Genomic DNA, 17,763 nt, shown 5'->3' with positions numbered 1-17,763 from the left:
ATTCAACCTTCGTCAGAGGTTACTTCTAATTTAATATGTCTAATGGCTCCTGATAGACTCCAGACTTATCATAAGATATAATCTTAAGGGATAGGACGAAAAATGTATTCCCCCTTGGGAAGTCAGTTTCTACTGGCTCATACCCCTAAAAAAGTCAATTAGTCCATTCAATGAGGTTTTATGATTTGGCTGGTTGGGAGCCTTCAGGCTATACCCGTATCACATGCTAGGATGTGTACTCATTGATTGGAGATGGATTCCTATCTGAAAGGAGCTGTAGTTTATGTCTAATAGTATTAAGTATGATTTATTTATTTCTGTTGGTATTGATGTAGGTGCGGACTTTAGTTTTATGTCTATTGCACTACCTAATCAAACCTTTGTGGGTAAACCTTTTAAAATCATTCATTCTGATTTTAATTCCCTATCTATGGCTGTTTCAAAAATCAAAGAAGCAGAAGAGATGTATTCTTTGGAAAGCCGTATTTTCCTAGAATCCACAGGGATTTATCATTACCCACTCTTCTGCTATCTTAGTGATAAAGGATTTTTGGTATCCATCATTAATCCTATCATCTCTAAGAATAGCACAAATATTAATATTAGGAAAGTCCATAATGATAAATTTGATTCTAAAAAGCTTGCTTTAATTGGTCTAAAGCCTGATTTAAAGGTCTCTATTATGCCTTCGGTGCTTGCCCTTGATTTAAGAAATCTTTCAAGGGAGTATTACGATCTTGTGGATAATCGTTCTGCTTACATTAATAAACTTCAAGGTGAACTTAGAATAGCATTTCCACAGTATTTAAAGATCTTTTCCAAGGTTACCGTTAATACATCCTTAACCTTGTTAGAGAAGTTTACTTCTCCAGATGGATTTTTAGAGGCTTCTAAAGATCAAATTATTGCCTCTATTAGGTCTACTGCTCGTTTTAGTATTACCTATGCTGAAAAGAAGTACAAGGCTATTATTCAGGCTGCTAAGGCTGCTAAGACCTTTAGTTATTCTGTAAACAGTAATTTCAAACGTATCCTTCTATATATCCGTTTTATCAGACAGTATAGCGATGAAATCGAAGCTATATTATCTGATATGCGTGAACTTGTTGAGTCCAACGAGGATACGGATTTTGTAAAGCAAATACGTCTTATTGAATCTATTAAAGGTGCTGGCTTTCTTTCCGCTGTTACCCTTATGTGTGAAATTGGGGATTTCTCTGCTTTTAAATCTCCTAAACAACTTTTTGCATATTTTGGTCTTGATCCAGCTGTTAAGCAATCTGGCAACTTTAAAGGTACTGATGTTAACATATCAAAACGAGGTTCACGGATTGCAAGAAGAGTAATACATACCATAGCTTTAGTCAGTATTGCTCTAAATCGAAATGGAACTGCTAACAATCCTGTCCTTCGTGAATACTATCTTAAAAAGTGCCAAAGTAAGCCTAAAATGGTAGCTCTAGGAGCCATCATGCATAAAGTGTGTAATATTGTTTTTGCAATACTTCGTGATGAAAAAGAATTTAAAATCATCACCCCAGAGGAACATCAAGCGAATTACTTAAAGGCGAAATACGGCATCGCTGCATAAGGAATTCTATATTTAATTTTGAATTTTTGACGCCTTTTAGAAGGCCTATTAAGTTTACCCTTTTTTAGCTAGAATTGATTGAAATATTTATTAGTGATTTTAAATTTTACTATTGACAATTCTTAGCTGGACTTCTATGTTTTGCGACAGCGAGAACCGTCCCCGCTGTATCAAAGATTTCCTTCAAGGACTACTTTCCCGTTCTCGTCATATACTTGGTATTTGTATCCTTCTAGTTTAGCCATGATCCCTATGTCAAAGTTCAATATTTTAAATTCACCATTTTTGCTTGCAAAAGTTGAATCATATACTTTGCCATTTAGGGATAGAAGTTCTACTTTGTATCCTACAAAGTCATCTCGTCCATTCAGCTTTCCACTAAGTATTCCTACAATAGAGGTATTGAACTTCAATTCATTTATATATATTTTTTCTTCAGCTTTTACTGTATTAGGCTTCATATCTAATATTTGAATCAATGTATTGTCTTTATCTTTCAATTTCATATCTAAAAGTTTTTCCATATAGAGAGCTACATCACCTCTAGTGACTTTTTCACTAGGGTTTCTATCTATATCTCCAAGACCTATTTCCAAGGCTTTCTTGTAGTAATCATCAGGATATTTGATAAAGTCTATTCCATCTTCATATCCAAGAATTCTCATGAATACAGTGAGCATTTCAATATAGCTTATTTTGCCACTGGGATTGAATTTCGTGTTGCTATTTCCTTCCATGATTCCTTCACTATGAGCTATGGCTGTATAACCAATGGCCCAACCACCTTGAAATTTTTCTACATCTTTAAATGGACCTTTGCCAATATAGGAATTTGCTTTGTTTTCCAATCCCAATAGTCTCACTGACACAGTGGCAAATTCTGCCCTGTTCATTTCTCCATTTAAGTTTAGACCACCTTGTCCAAAGTATCCCCTTTCTACAACTCTTTCTATATTCATTGGTACATGCTCTCCAAAAGCAAAATAGGGAAGGAGAAGGCACAACAAAAGCACAAATATCAAAAATTTTCTACATATTTTCATATTTATCAAATCACCTCCGCACAATCTTGCGACAGGGAGAACCGTCCCCGCTGTCGCAACTAGTTTAAATCTCTTTCTAATATAAGTTTTCCTCCACCATCATATATTCTGTATTTATAGCCTATTATTTTAGAAATAGGATCTATAGGGAAGTCTTTTATTTCAAAGGTTCCACTAGAACTAACATTTGTAGTCTTATATATTTGTCCAGCTCTAGAGAGCAGTTCAACCTTATATCCATTGAAATTGGATATGGTACTACTGTACAATTGACCTTTAAATATTGCTACTAAAGTTGTGTTAAATTGCAAGTTTTTGATATCTATATCTTCATATTGGCTATTTCCTCTATAAACTACTATTGTGTAAATTCTTTCTTTTTTATTTTCTTCTTTTACTGATATATTGATAGTATTCTTGCCTTCTACCAAATTCACAACTTTTCCACTTCCACTTTCTACTATATTCCCATTTATTTTTATAGTGCCATCTCCATAAGGAGTAATAACAATATTATCTGCATTTCCATCTACATGAAGTTCATATTCCAATATATCTCTTGCAAAGGATGGGGTCAGAATTCCACTGCTTATTTTTAAATCTTTAAGTCCATAGGACCAATTGTCATCCAATACAACTTTGTATTCAAAAGTAGATATAGGACTTGCACCTAGTCCATCTTTATATCCAAAGGCATTTATTTCTACATCTCTTGATATAGTTATAGGGCCTGTATATTTGGTACTAGAAGTAGTAGGAGTGCTTCCATCAAGAGTATAGTATATATCTGCTCCAGGAGTATCTGTATATAGATATACTTTTGTTCCTTCTTTTACTTCTCCACTAGATGGATTGGCATATACTACTCCTACGTTGTTTCTATATATATCTACTTCGCTTATAGTTATTTGATTTTTATCTACTATTTCAGTAGAAATATTTGCATCCCAAATAGCTATGCAGTAGCTTATGGCATTTTGAACCTTAGCAACAAGTCGCTGTTCTCCAGTTTCTCCTGCTCTTATCCATTTTTCATCATCTAAAGAAAAATCTCCTTCGGCTACAAGTTTGAATTCATTGGAACCATTTTCATATATGCTATATTTAAGATTAAAGCTGTACATTCCATAGCTAAAAGAGCCATAATGAATATTTAAATATTCCTCAGTTTCATTTAAAAGGTCTACAGAGCGAATTCTATTATCCTTTAAATTGAATCTAATAGGGCTATATTTGTTATTGGGAAATACTATTTGTCCATTGACTTCTAAATCAGGATACACTCTTTTTATTTCCCAATTTAGCCTCTTTAGATATCCCATCTTTGTATATAGATAAGAATTTGCAAAGTCATTTGAACCTGAATATGCAATGAGTTCTACATCATCTCCACTAAGCTTTACATTATAGCTAAATTCAATTTTATTGTATTTGTTCAAGGTTTTATTTAGAGTTTCTGCTAAATATATAGGGTCAAATCTATAGTCTTTTTTCAAATTGCTCTTTGTGAAATCAAAATATAGATCTTTATCCCTTGTGTCAAAGGTTACATAGTTTTTATTTGAGGAATTGGAGTATTTGTTGTAGTATGGATTTCTAATAGAACCATATAGTAGGACATCTTCGTCATAAATATTTAAAATAGCAGTATAAATATCCCATATCCAATCTTCCACATCTCGCCTTTGAAGTTGATACCATTTAGAAACTCCACTATATGGGAAACTTATATCTAAGTAGAGCCAGTTCCCAACAGATTTTCCTATATGTATTTCTGTAGAGAGTTCTCCAACTTTAGAAAAATAGCTATTTAAGTATGTTTCTAAATCTATGACATTGGTGACTTTTTTGTATGGAATTTTCAAATCTCCAACTATTTCTTTTCTTTTTTCCAATTGAGCTAATTGTATGTCTAAAAGATAATTTCTACTTTCTCTAAAGACTAGCAAATCGTCTAATATAGAGTAGTCTTTGTTTTTAACTAATATCCCATTTCCTTGAATAGCCAATATGCTTTTATCTTCTTTATATTCAGCTATTATATATAGATAAGGGGAAATGCTATCTATAGGTATATATACATCATCATTGTACATTATAGGTTCTACATTTAAATTAAGCTCTTTTCCATCTAAATAAATATGTATATCTCCAAAGTATACTTTGATATTTCGAATTTTAGCTTTTTTTATATAATCCTCATTTTTTGTAAAACTTTTACCATATTGAAGGATATCAATTTGATCTTCTAGATTTTTCATTATCTTTTCTTTTGCTTCTATTTCGTATCCTCGTTGATAGGAGGCAGTAGATTTGTCTATGCTTTTTTTGAGTTTTCCTTTAGAGTCTAAGGAAATACTTTTTTTATTTTTGTTGAATTTTACATTTAAATCAAGGCCACGTCCCAAATCCTTTAGAGGAACCCATATTTCATCATTATATACAAAAGGTTCCTTATGATTTGATATTTTTTTCCCTTCTATTTGAATTTCCATATTGCTAAATTCTGCGTCAATTTCCTTTACATATCCTTCGGCTAATGTTTTTCCGGGCAGTAAAGGAAAAATCATAGCCAGTATCATTGTGATGCAAATTATTTTTTTGTACACAGTTTCCACTCCCTTCAAATACTTTTCCATAATTTATATCGGCAAATTTCTATAAATCTTCTACAATATCCTCAAGAAAGGTACATATTTTGCCGATAAAAAAATATAGGACTAATAAAAAATGGAGTGATTGTATGAAAATAAAGAGAATGATTGGACTATTACTTATCTTTTCCATGATTGTCCCCCTTTTATCCTTAGGGGAGATGGTAGCCTATGCTTATGATCAGAAGGAATTTGTAGTTGAGTCAGTGACCCTGTATAAGATATATGACAGAAATAGGAATATGCAACAACGTAGAATTCTCATTACAGGAAAGTATTTAAAGGATGCAACTGTAGGTATATACACAAGCGAAGGATATAGGGCCTTGACCAATAGAATAAACAATGAAGAGACTTTGCTTCAATTCAATTTGACTAGTGATGAATTGGGAAAACAATTGAGAATAGGTTCTATAAATATTGACTTAGATGAAGATTTGATGCCTACCCTTACAGGAATTTCAAGAAAGGTAGAAAATGAACATGGAACTTTAGTCTTAGAAGGAACAAATCTTTTAAACATAGCTCAGGAAAGAGATATAAAGGCATATTATGAGCAAGAAGGAGCCTACAATAGAATAGAGGATTATCATTTTGACAACAATTCAAGTGTTTCTATACAAGGGCTTACAGGATCCCTTGGACTTCAAAATGTGATATTTGAAAAGGAAAAGACAAAGAACTATACATTTAATGAAAAAAATAAGGATGTGCCAGTTAAGGTAACTATTACTTATACATACAAGGACCAATTTAGTTTTTATCAAAATATAAATGTAAGCAATTTAGAAATGAGACCCAATAGAGGTATGATAGGAGATACTATTTTCTTTGAGGCACCTTTCAACAATTCGCCAACAGATCTTCAAGAATATGATGTATTTTTCTTAAAGGAAATAGATGGGACAGATCTTTATTCGCTTAAAAACAAGGGAAAGAATAGACGTTTTCAGCAAAATGTAAATGGAAAGAGTATTCTTACAGTAGAAGTACCAGATATTCAAGTTGGAGAATACTATGTAGTTCTCACCAATGTTACAGACGGAAAGGATCCAATGAAGGCTGTAACAAAGGAAAAAATAATTGGAAATTCTCCAAATTATGAAAAATTCACCGTTGTAGATGGAAGCATAAAATCTAAAATAATAGATATACAGCCCAATAGGGGACCAGATACAGGCAGTGTGACTACTATTACAGGTCAATTTTTTGGGACATTGAATATTCCTGAATTCAGACAAAAGGAAGAAGATACACAGATAAAACCAATTATTAAGGTCAATGATCCTACAACTTTGGAAGTTAATTATGGACCTGGAAAGTACAATGATATTGATATAAAAAATGCCACTAGAAATATAAATGTGTTGATTGGTGGGAAAGCCATATTTTTAGAAAAAGATGGAAAACCAAATGTGAGTTTTAATTCTGATATAGATAAGATGACTATTAAAACCAGTCAAGTGACAGATGCAGAAGTCAAACCAATAAAGGATGTAGTAGTTGAGACTACTACTACTTTTACTAAGACCAATGGAGAGACCATAGTTATTAGAGAAAGGGCAGAGCTAAAAAATGGATATACTTATGTAGCTAGCAAACTAAAGCCTGAAATAAAATCTGTAGTTCCAGAGAAAATTCAAGTAGCTAAAGCCAATGGAGAATATAAAATACCAGAAAATAGAATGGTAGCTATTCATGGGGAAAATTTCATGATTCACAAATATACCAATTCAGATGGCAAAGAAGTCATAAGATACCCAGTAGTAGAATTAGGCACAGATATAATACTTGATAAAAATATAGACAATAAAATTGAAATAAATATTATAGATAAAAACGGGAATATACTAGACGGAACTTGGAACAGTGAAATAGGAAGCAAAATTCTTCTTATACTTCCAGAAGGGAAAACTGTGAAGAACTTGGGCAAGACTTATGTAAAAGTTACAAATCCCATTAGGAATTCTGAGGAATATGGATTGAGCGATCAAAAAACCGATTTTGTAGAATTTATTCTTCCAAATTTGGACAAGATACCAGTCATAACCAATGTAAATCCAGATACAGTATCTGTAGATGGGGGAGAATTGGTCACTATTGATGGAACCAATTTTGACAAAGATGTAAAATTGTTTTTGGATGGAGAGGAAATAAAGGGACTAAAGAGACGGGAAGACGGAAAGGAAATCAAATTTACAGCACCAAAGGGGAGAGAAGGAGAAACTCAAATTCAAGTTATGAATCCTCAAGGTGGAATGGATACAAGGCCTTTCTTTTATGTGAGAACATTTACCAATCCAAAGATTGTAGATTTTTCTCCAAAGAGAGGAAATACAGGGACTATAGTTGTCATAAAAGGACAAAATTTTTTAAAACCTGATCCAACAGCTACAGAAGACAGTGCCTATAGACTCATAGGTACAAGGGTACTTCTAGGTGGCATAGAACTAAATGACTACAATCGAGATCCTGTAACTAAAAGAATAAAAGTGAGGGATTTTTCACCAAATGAAAAACTTTTTATTCCTGAAAACAACAATGTGAAAGTAGCAGATTATTATAGAGGTATACTTCTTAAAGATAAAGAGACAGGGAAATTTTATACAGTAGATATAATGCCAAATGGGAAAATAATTCTTTCTGATGGAGCTACCAATACCTATAGTGTAGAATTTAAAGATTCCAAAATTGTAGCTAACAAAGAAGGAGGAAAAATCCATCCATTGACTATAAATACAGACAATATCATTATAGAAAAAGCAGATTCGCAAGATACTTTTGAGCCTGTTATATTGAAATTGTGTACTGTGTATAAAGTAGAAAATGGAGAAATAGTAGGGAACAAAATCAATGTCATAGACAGAGATACTATATATTTTAAAGTACCTGTTCTTGGAGCACCAGGTTTTTATGATTTGACAGTTATAAATCCTGATACCAAAAAAGATTCTCGAGTGGGGAAAGCAGGATTTGAATATATAACTTTGCCAGATTTGAAACCTGAAATCACACAAATTGTGCCAAATGAAGGTTCAGTAGAAGGTGGCTATTTTATAGATATAATAGGAAGAGATTTTGAAACTGATTTAGCAAACAAGCCAAGGGTGTATATAAATGGAGTAGAAGTTCCAGCCAAAGATACCAATGTGTCTATTGATGGCAAGACTATCACTGTAGTAGTTCCGAAGTATCCAGGAGATTTAAGGGAAGAAAAGGGAACTGATAGATGGCCAGTGCCAGTAGTTGTTGTAAATCCTGATGGAAGTACTGCAAGTAGTGAAAAAGGTTTTTATTATGTAGTGCCTTCTAGTAGCCCTAAAATAAGCAAAATAATTCCTCAAACTGGTACAGCGGCAGGAGGAGACATAGTAGAGATAACGGGATTTGATTTTAGGTTTTTTGAGCCCTATGAGGATGCCAATAGAAATCAAATTTATGATGAAGGCGAGAAGTGGAACGATATAAATGAGGATGGAATTTGGAATGATCTTTTGGATTCAGCTTTGTCTAAAGAAGAAAGGGATGAACTTGCAGAAAAAACCTCTATAAATCATCCATTATTTGACTATTGCTATTCTTCAAATATACTTCCTAAAATATATTTTGGAAATACTCAGGCCAAAATAGTGGAATTTTCAAGGGGATATATAAAGGTTATCACTCCTAAAGGCTCGGCGGGGAAAGTTGATGTGTTTGTATCAAACAATGATGGTGGAATTTCAAACAAAGTTCCATTTGTCTATGAAGCTACAACAGTAAAGATAGACTCTGTAGTGCCAAATGAAGGGAAGAAACAAGGTGGAGACAGAGTAGAAATTCATGGTAGTGGTTTTGCTACTACTGAAATGGATATATATACGGAAGAATATGTGGATGGGAAATCTCAATACAACACCAAGAATATGCCATTAGTTAAGTTTGGAAATGTGTCAAATAGAAACATAGATAGGGACAAACCCAATGGAGGAAGAATCGACAGCAATAGAGCTACAGTAGAACTTTCAGGAGGGCTTAGAGCGGAATTCAATGGAGTAGATGAAAAAGTAGTATTGACCGTGGAACAGGGAAACAAAATATATAAAAAAGAAATACTAGGATACGACAACACAGTTAAATATATTTCGATAAATGAGCTTAAAAATAATGGCGAATATTGCCCGGGAAATGAACTTATTAGAATAGAAGTTAAAGATAGGAGATTTATTGTAGAAAGAGGATACTCGAAAGATGTAAAATATTTAAATTCAACTCAAATCACTGTAGAAACTCCTTCTTATCATACTGTGGGGAAAGTGCCAATATTCGTCATAAATCCAGATGGAGGAACAGGTGAGGCAGGATTTGAATATAAAAATCCAGACAGTCATCCAGTTATTACAAATATTACAAAAGAAGGTAGAGACCCTATAGAAGAATATAGAAAAGAAATAAATGGCAAGGCTAGAATAGTTAAAGTAAACAGCAAAGGTGGGAATATCATAGGAGTACTTGGTACAGATTTTAGAGAGGGAGCAATCATTAAAATATCCAATATACTCACCATACCAGAAAAAGATATTGACTATGGACTTCCAAACAAACTGACTTTCAAAATTCCAGCCGTGCCAGATTCAGAAGTTGGGAAACTTCATAGACTAATTGTTCAAAATCCAGATGGAGGAACAGCTACTTCAGATAAAAATATTCCGCCAATATTTATAGAATTTACCAAGGGTGAATCAAATCCTTCAATAGTTAGTATAGAACCAGATAGAGGTCCTGCTACTGGGGGAACAAAAGTGAAAATCACAGGAAATGATTTTAGAGAAACTATGGAGGGCTATGAAGGAGAAAAGCTAAAGGTATATTTTGGAGAAACAGAGGTGGAGTATAGAAATATAAAATTCATAGATTATAAGACTATAGAAGTCATAGTACCAGGGAGCAAAGTGTTGGGACAAGTACAGGTAAGAGTTGAAAATCCAGATGGTTCTACATTGTCGGAGGGAAATGTAAATTTTAACTATATAAGCAGACCAACTATAGAAGGAGTATCACCAAATAGATTGTTTAGCAATGATACAAAGACTGAAGTCACTATTACAGGAAAGATGTTTTTACCTAGTGCAAAAGTAGTAGTAGGTGGAAAAATAGTAGATAAAAAAGATTTAAAAAAAGATATGCAAATCATGGGGGAAGGCATACTTGGGGTGGATGCCCAAGGAAAGAATAGAGAAGTAGCAGTAGTTGGGGGAATGGAAGCTGCTACTGTGAAAGTGGAAAATGAAAACACTATAAAAGTTACATTTAAAGAAGCTAAAGAACTAGAAAATGTAAATTTAATCATTATAAATCCAGATGGGGGTATATCAGATCCTTATGACAAGTTTAGATATGAAAAGCCAATTCCTTTAAAACCAATAGTACTTGAAGGAATACCAGGATATGAATCAACGGTGAAACTCATTTGGTCTAAATCCGATGAAGACATTTTAAATAAAGCTACAAGATATGAGATATATGGGAAAAAGGCAACAGATAGAGATTATACTTTTATTGGAGATACAGATGAAGCTGAATTTTTGGTAAAAGGATTAGAGCCAAATACAGAGTATATATTTATGGTGAGGGCATTAAATGAACATGGAGCAGCTATAGACTTTGCCACAGTAAAAGTTCGCACCCTATCCATACGAGAAGATGAGAAACTAAAAGAAAAAGAAGAGAAACTCAAAGAAGAAGAAAAGAAATTAAAGGAAAAAGGTAAAGAAGAAGTAATAGAAGGAAATATGGTGAAAATATTAGGTACAGATGATTTGCTAGGAGGAATAGGAACTATTGATTTTTCATTGGCAAAGTACAAAAAATATGATAAATTTACAGTATCCATACCTATCTCAATGGCTAGAAGTGATTCTAGATTGACTATAAAAGATGGGACATTTTCACTTATATTGAATCCAAGAGATTTATATACTCTTGAAGTGAGTAAAAAAGATAGTGGAAACAAAGATGCATATATAAGGATTCAATTTGAAAGAGATGTAGAAAGACATTTGCCAAGGGGAAAGAAAGCTTCCTCAAAATCCTATGACATATATTTCGACTATCAATATGGAAAAGAAACTTTAGAGATAAAGAATATGCTTAAAAATGGGAAACTATTCATAGAATATGATTCTATTGCTTATCCAAATAGAAAAGATTTTTATCTTGCTAGATTGGATGAAAAGACAGGTAATTATGTATTTGTCACAAAGGGAAATTCAACTGATATAAATAAAAGCGGCAAATACATCCTACTATCTAATAGATAGAGAAAAGGAGATTTTGATATGAAGAAAAAAATATGCATAACTATAATCCTCTCTTTGATATTCATACAACTCATACCCATTTTTGCTGTTGGGATGGACTCAAGCCCATCCCAACTCCCAAAAGTTGAAAAAGAGCAGAATATTGAAGGATTTGTTCGTTCTATAAATTTTAAAAGCAATTCTATTGTAGTAGAAGATTTTCGAGGAAAAAGCTACAATGTAAAAATAACAACTAAAACCATTATGGAAATAGAAGGGAAAAAGATAAGCATAGTTGATCTCTATTATGGACAGGAAGTTTCGGTGAAGCTAAAGGGAAATGATGTGGTAAGGCTCATAGCCTATGATGAAGAAGATCCAGAAAGAGATGGCTATATTATCCCTGGAACTAGATTTAAAGTAGGAGATGTGTTGTTTGTCACTAAAGATGAAATTGAGATAAAAACTAATGGCGAAAGGGAAAAGTACAAAATAGGTTCTTCTACTGGAATAACTAAAAATGGGACAAGATGCGAACTATTTCAGATAAAGTCTGGAGATAAAGTCATGCTCACTTTTGATGATATATACACAAGTGAAGTATCTAATATAAAAGTTGAAGATGAAGAAAAGCATATAGAAGGAATACTTAAAGGCAAAATAGAAATGGTAGATGAGAGAAACAAAGAGCTCATCTTGAAAGAACCATATATATATAATGAAGGAAAGTGGAATTCGTATGATTCTCACAATATAAGGTTAAAGGTAGAAAATGATAAACTTTACGAAAATGGTGAAAAGATAAGTTTAAAGACGATTAAAAACAGAAAAAATGAAGAAGTATATATTGCTTTTGACAAAAGCTATGGCAATATGAATATATCTAAACTTCTACTTAAAAGTGGTTCTTCTGTAGCATATAAAGACAAAATAAAAGATATAGAATATGGTACAGGAAAGTTTATAGTAGACAAAAACACTATGTATTTCCACCCAGGGACTATAGTAGTGAAAGACAATAGACTGGTAGATTCTCTAAACATAGATAAAAACCAAGATGTATTTGTCTACAGTGACTATATGAGAGGACAAAGATATGCAAGTATTGTTTCTATAGAGGGAACAGGAATACTTGATGATAGAATAGATGGAACTAAACTTATTGTTTACAGAGGGAAAATAGAAGATATATATGACTATGGAATTAAAATTGGCAGGATGAATTACAGATTAGATCATCTAAAACTTACAGACAACAAATGGGTAGAAATGAGTGGCTCTGAAAAGTTCATTTTGACTGAAGATACTCTCATATATGATAGTGAGCTTAAAAAGACTATACCTTCAAATTCATTTGTATCTTCTAGATATATAAATTATAAAGATATAAAAGATTCTACATTGAGAGAAAGAGTGAAAAATGATTTCTACAAGGGAAAGACTGCCTATTTTGTAGTGAGAGAGACAAAGGATGAAAAAGAAGTACTTGCTTTAAATATGACTCCTCAACTAAATGAATACAGTCAAAATGTGAAAACTCACTATAGCACTATTGGAGAGATAAAAGATATAAATGTGGACAATGGAACTATAGCTATCACAAAAGTTAAAAATTACAATACATTAAATGATAGATGGGAAAATGGATTAGATGAAACTATAGATTTAAGTAGAGGAGTAGTTCTTTTAAATGATAAAGCTATGACTAATGATGAAATCTACAAATTGAGAAAAAAGAGCAAAGTATATATAGTTAAAAACAAAAATTCCTCCAAAGACATGGGATATGTTCTATTGGTGGAAGATTAGAGGCCTGAGGGCCAATTATAAATTACGAATTATAAATTAAAAGACTTAAAGATTGGAGGTTTAATATGAAAAAAAGGGGTGTGTCCCCATATAGTTTTCTTCCTAGCTTTGATATTCCTCCTAAGTCCTATGACATCCTTTGCCATAAATATTCCGGGATATGAAGGCGGAATACAAAATGAAAGCATCTACAAAGAAGTCATATTTGTCACAGGAGAGCCTATAGTACTAGAAGGTACTCTTGAAATAAAGACAAAGGAAAAGAACGACATTATCACAGAGCAGTATACTTACAAACTTGAAAATATAGCTAAAGGGGCAAAACTTAGTAGAACTATAAAACTTAGTGAAAAATTAAATACAAAGGGAAATCAAACTACATCTAAAAAGACATTGGATGGATATAAAGAAACTTTGACTATAGGAAAGAAAAAATATGAAGTAAAAGATGAAAACTATCAGTGGAATCAAGGAACGGTAGTTCACAATACTCCATTGGTAGGATATTATGCAGGGGATTGGTCTGCAAGAAAAACCTATATAGTGGATAAAGGCAAAGAAAGTATTACAGTACAGACTGTAGGGAATCTAGTAGGATATGACAGCCCTTGGTCTGCTACTGAAACTCAAACACTTAGACTATACCATAAACTATGAAAACAAAGTTGACAGTAAGAAGAAATTGGCAGGGCACTGCTTCCCTTGAGGCTTCCTACAATATGACCAAGGACTATGAATATGTAGACAATGTACCAAATCAAATTAGTTTCAAAGGTGGATTTTTACTCACTGAAAAACAAGACAATGTTCTTAAATATTCCTATGATCTTCCAAGATTTAAAGGAGAGACGATATTGAAGGGAAGAAATACAGGGAAAGATAGTTTCTCCATAGATACAAATCCTATTATCACTCGCCTCAACATACCAGCTGTAAGAGATGTCCTAGGACTCCCCAATGAGAAGGATATGCTACTTTTAGCCAGTATGGAGGCACTACCTCTTGGCAGCACTTATTTAGGGCCATCCTCATCTATGAGTAGAGGGGATTTTGCCAGAGCTATTGTCAATTCCATGAATATACCTGTGGAAAAAGAAGAGGAAAATACTAAAAAGAAAAAGAAAAATCAAGAAGAAAAACTTCCTACATATATAGATGTAGGGAAAAATCATAGAAACTATGATTATATAGAAACGGTGACAAAGAGAGGAATCATGGAGGGAGTAGGAAGGGGCAAATTTGAACCAGACAAATATCTTACAAGAGCCGAAGCAACTACTATTCTAATTAGAATGTTGGGATTTCAAAATCTTGCACCTATAAAAAATTATTCAACAGGCTACAAAGACAATGGTAGTATCCCAGCTTGGGCAAAGGACCATGTATATGTAGCAAAGATGCTTGGTATCATAGAAAAAAATCCATATTTCTATCCAAATAGAGATATCACCAAAGCTGAAGCATCAGAGCTGATTGTCAATTTCATAAATTATCTTCAAAGAAAATGAAGAAAATATAAACTTACTCATTATATACAGCAAAGACTCATCAAATTATTTAGATGTATATCAAAACTACAATCAAAGTTTGATACCAAATTTGAAACTTGAAAGTATTTCTATAGATAGAGTAGGAAATATGGACTTGTCTAAATATCATATAGTGTATCTAGACAAATCCATAAAAGGGAAAGAGGATTTTAATGCAAACAAACAAAGGCTAATGAGCTATGCAAGAAATGGAGGTTATTTGTTTTTGGAAAATAGCTTCTATGATGAATTTCCAAAAGAGTTTATAGGGGCTTCTCAGTTTAAAAAACTGGAAGCCTTTCCTGCCAATTTAAAGTATCCAGAAGTTAAGGAAAATTTCAAGGGAATTCAAGAACTTTTTAAAACTTTTCATAGTGAAATAAATTCTTTTTACGATAAAAACACCTTAAAAGGTTTGAACTTAGGAGTAGGACTTGTGCCATCCACAGCCAAATCTTTGGCAATTAGCGGCGAATTGACACTTTTTGGTATAAATAATGTAGGAAATGGATGTGTATTTTTATCTAGCGGCATATTTCCCAACGACAATTTCATTACAGGATTTGATATGAAGGCAAAGGACAAATCCCAAAGCTATTTCAACTATACCTTTGCTACGGGAAATTATCTATTTAGAAATGAATTTGTATCAACTGTGTCTAAAGAAATATATGGCTATTCTGTTGAAAAGGTGCTGGGGACCTATGGAAGACCAGCTATGGCTTGGCAAAATCATTTTGAAGTATTGTCTGCAGTAAAAAATGGTTCCATGGAAAAGTGGATAGATGTACTCAAAGAATATGATGAGATTCCATCCTATTCTCTAGCACGAAGTTTATTTGAATGGGGAAATTGGAAAGAAAGCATAATAGCCCATATAAATGTTGGAACTGCAGGAAAACCAGCATTTGTTGGAGAAGAAGAAAACTCTCATTATTCTTCAGGGAAACATTTAGAGACAGAAAGAGATTATGTTTCCATAGCTACATATCCACAGTACAAAAATCTCTATGCAGAAATAGAACTACCTTATAGAGCTTATCCAGATTTGGGAGATTTAAATGGAGATGGAATATTAGATATAATATCTGGAAGTGCCAATGGATATCTATATGTATTTTTAGGTAAAAAAGATGGAGAGGGATTACAATATGAGAATAGAGAATTTCTAAATAATGAAAATGAAAAGCCCATAAATGTAGGCTCATATTCTGCTCCAATACTCTATGATTTAAATGGAGATGGAAAATTGGATTTAATAGTTGGCAACAAAAATGGGCAAGTCATTTCTTTTATAAATATAGGAGATATGAAATTTAGAAAAGATAAAATTCTTTTAGAAAAAAAGAATTTTCAAAATTCATCTCCAACTATAGGGGATTTAGATGGAGATGGAGTAGAAGATTTAGTTTTGGGGAATTCAAAGGGAGAACTATATTTCTACAAAGGGAAAAAAGATAAAGATAGTGTCATATTTAACAAAAAAGGTATGAAGTTCAATGTCAAATTGGACTCATATTCTGCACCAAGAATTGTAGACTATGATGGAGATGGAAAAGTAGAAGTAGCAGTAGGTTCAGCCAATGGCTATATAAAAGTATATAAAAATGGGTTTCCAAAGCTTATAGATAGTGGCTATATAGAAGGAAATACCTTGAATTCATTTAGAAACAAAAATTTATGGGGAGGGTACTATTCTGTGCCAGCCTTTGGAGATATAAATAGAGATGGGAAAATAGATTTGTTGGTAGGTCAAATAGAATTTGGACTTCCCAAAGCCATAGATTCATCTATATTTCCATACAAAAAACAATTGCAAAATGCTATTTCTTATGCAAATAAAAACTATATAGACTTCTATCCTCATACCTATTTTCACAACTACAAAAGCTATACCCAAGAAAGAAAAGAACTTGAGCTTCACAGAGAAGCATTTGAATACTATGGCATACCTTGGGAAAATCCAGGGACCAATCAGCATACTTGGAGGATAAACAATATAAGTCCTACTCAATCTTTCCATAGTGAGATGAAAGAGGGTATAAAGTGGAATTCAGGTTTTAGACCTAGTCAAAAGGCAGGAGAACCTAGTCTTTCCAGAGACTATATTTGGGCAATGCCATTTTATCTTTCCAATGGAGAAAAAGTTGAAGATTTCATACTATTTAATCCTGCACCCAATATACCTATATATGAGAGTGCTTACAAGAGCATATCTTTTTTAGATCTACCTATTACCTATTTTTATCATATGGAATATGCAGTGCAGGAAGAAAAGGGTCTTAAAGATTTAAGATATAAAGCATCTTTTTTGAACAATTTGAGAAATAAATATGACTACAATTTCATGACAGAAAATCAGATGTTTGAAGCTTTTTCATCTGTCATGAATGGAGATGTTTATGTATCTAGAGTAGAAGAAGATGGGAAAATATCTTTTACTTTTACTCCTTCAAATCCCAATGAAAATGTTCTTGGTATAAAATTTGAACTAGGGGAAGCATTAAAGGATAAGGAATTTTTTGTTGATGGAGATATATATATTAGGAAAGGAACAAATTTATACATTGGTTTAAATAGAAAAGTAAATTTAACTGAAGGCAAAGTAGAAGATTCTCCTCATATAGAAAGGGTCAATGTACCAGTAGACATTCAATATGAAGAGGAATATATGGGAATAAAGTTTAAAGAAAAAGGACTTCAACAAGTTAAGATATATGCACCAAAGGGTATAGAAGTACTAAATGAAGATTTTGAAATAAAAAATGAAGGGAATTCATATATCTTCACAAGATATGGAGATGAAACTACTCTAAAATTAAAACTAGAGTAAAAAGTTTTATCTATAAGGGGGAATTT

8 protein-coding genes are annotated in these 17,763 nt (G+C 32.7%); 6 read left to right on the top strand and 2 right to left on the bottom strand.

The features are described 5' to 3' along the window. Nucleotides 1–283 precede the first annotated feature (283 nt). A complete protein-coding gene (locus ACFWUA_RS03800; protein WP_416198838.1) occupies nt 284–1,591 on the top strand; it encodes an IS110 family transposase in 1,308 nt (435 codons plus the stop codon). 170 nt (nt 1,592–1,761) lie between these two features. On the opposite strand, the gene ACFWUA_RS03795 is transcribed toward ACFWUA_RS03800, so the two are convergent. Together ACFWUA_RS03795 and ACFWUA_RS03790 are read right to left on the bottom strand one after the other, a co-directional pair. Further along, entirely contained in the window at nt 1,762–2,550 is a 789-nt protein-coding gene (locus ACFWUA_RS03795; RefSeq protein ID WP_416198837.1) for an S-layer homology domain-containing protein, read from the bottom strand. A gap of 143 nt (nt 2,551–2,693) precedes the next feature. Continuing rightward, nucleotides 2,694–5,243: a chitobiase/beta-hexosaminidase C-terminal domain-containing protein gene (locus ACFWUA_RS03790; RefSeq protein ID WP_416198836.1), complete on the bottom strand. Its 2,550-nt coding sequence runs from the start codon at nt 5,241–5,243 to the stop codon at nt 2,694–2,696. 134 nt (nt 5,244–5,377) lie between these two features. On the opposite strand from ACFWUA_RS03790, the gene ACFWUA_RS03785 reads away from it, so the two are divergent. The 5 genes from ACFWUA_RS03785 to ACFWUA_RS03765 all read left to right on the top strand — a co-directional run bounded on the left by ACFWUA_RS03785 (nt 5,378) and on the right by ACFWUA_RS03765 (nt 17,737). Further along, nucleotides 5,378–11,587 (top strand): IPT/TIG domain-containing protein, encoded by a 6,210-nt coding sequence (locus tag ACFWUA_RS03785; RefSeq protein ID WP_416198835.1) that lies wholly within the window; start codon nt 5,378–5,380, stop codon nt 11,585–11,587. An 18-nt stretch (nt 11,588–11,605) separates the two neighbouring features. Next, on the top strand, nt 11,606–13,375 hold the full coding sequence (locus ACFWUA_RS03780) for a hypothetical protein (protein ID WP_416198834.1): 1,770 nt from the start codon (nt 11,606–11,608) through the stop codon (nt 13,373–13,375). Between the two features lie 129 nt (nt 13,376–13,504). After that, complete coding sequence (locus tag ACFWUA_RS03775) at nt 13,505–14,032, top strand: hypothetical protein (RefSeq protein ID WP_416198833.1); 528 nt, start codon at nt 13,505–13,507, stop codon at nt 14,030–14,032. Between the two features lie 62 nt (nt 14,033–14,094). Further along, complete coding sequence (locus tag ACFWUA_RS03770; RefSeq protein ID WP_416198832.1) at nt 14,095–14,883, top strand: S-layer homology domain-containing protein; 789 nt, start codon at nt 14,095–14,097, stop codon at nt 14,881–14,883. A gap of 130 nt (nt 14,884–15,013) precedes the next feature. Then, nucleotides 15,014–17,737: an FG-GAP repeat domain-containing protein gene (locus ACFWUA_RS03765; protein WP_416198831.1), complete on the top strand. Its 2,724-nt coding sequence runs from the start codon at nt 15,014–15,016 to the stop codon at nt 17,735–17,737. Nucleotides 17,738–17,763 lie beyond the last annotated feature (26 nt).

It is taken from the genome of Sporanaerobacter sp. (assembly GCF_047830725.1).
In the GTDB taxonomy this organism is placed as follows: Bacteria; Bacillota; Clostridia; order Tissierellales; family Sporanaerobacteraceae; genus Sporanaerobacter.
This window is presented reverse-complemented; position numbering and strand designations above follow the sequence as displayed.

What these genes read in the sequence shown, in the direction of transcription:
- ACFWUA_RS03795 (WP_416198837.1), bottom strand. Translation starts at nt 2,550, where the DNA reads ATGAATATAGAAAGAGTTGTAGAAAGGGGATACTTTGGACAAGGTGGT.
- ACFWUA_RS03800 (WP_416198838.1), top strand. Translation starts at nt 284, where the DNA reads ATGTCTAATAGTATTAAGTATGATTTATTTATTTCTGTTGGTATTGAT.
- ACFWUA_RS03785 (WP_416198835.1), top strand. Translation starts at nt 5,378, where the DNA reads ATGAAAATAAAGAGAATGATTGGACTATTACTTATCTTTTCCATGATT.
- ACFWUA_RS03775 (WP_416198833.1), top strand. Translation starts at nt 13,505, where the DNA reads ATGACATCCTTTGCCATAAATATTCCGGGATATGAAGGCGGAATACAA.
- ACFWUA_RS03765 (WP_416198831.1), top strand. Translation starts at nt 15,014, where the DNA reads ATGGACTTGTCTAAATATCATATAGTGTATCTAGACAAATCCATAAAA.
- ACFWUA_RS03780 (WP_416198834.1), top strand. Translation starts at nt 11,606, where the DNA reads ATGAAGAAAAAAATATGCATAACTATAATCCTCTCTTTGATATTCATA.
- ACFWUA_RS03770 (WP_416198832.1), top strand. Translation starts at nt 14,095, where the DNA reads ATGACCAAGGACTATGAATATGTAGACAATGTACCAAATCAAATTAGT.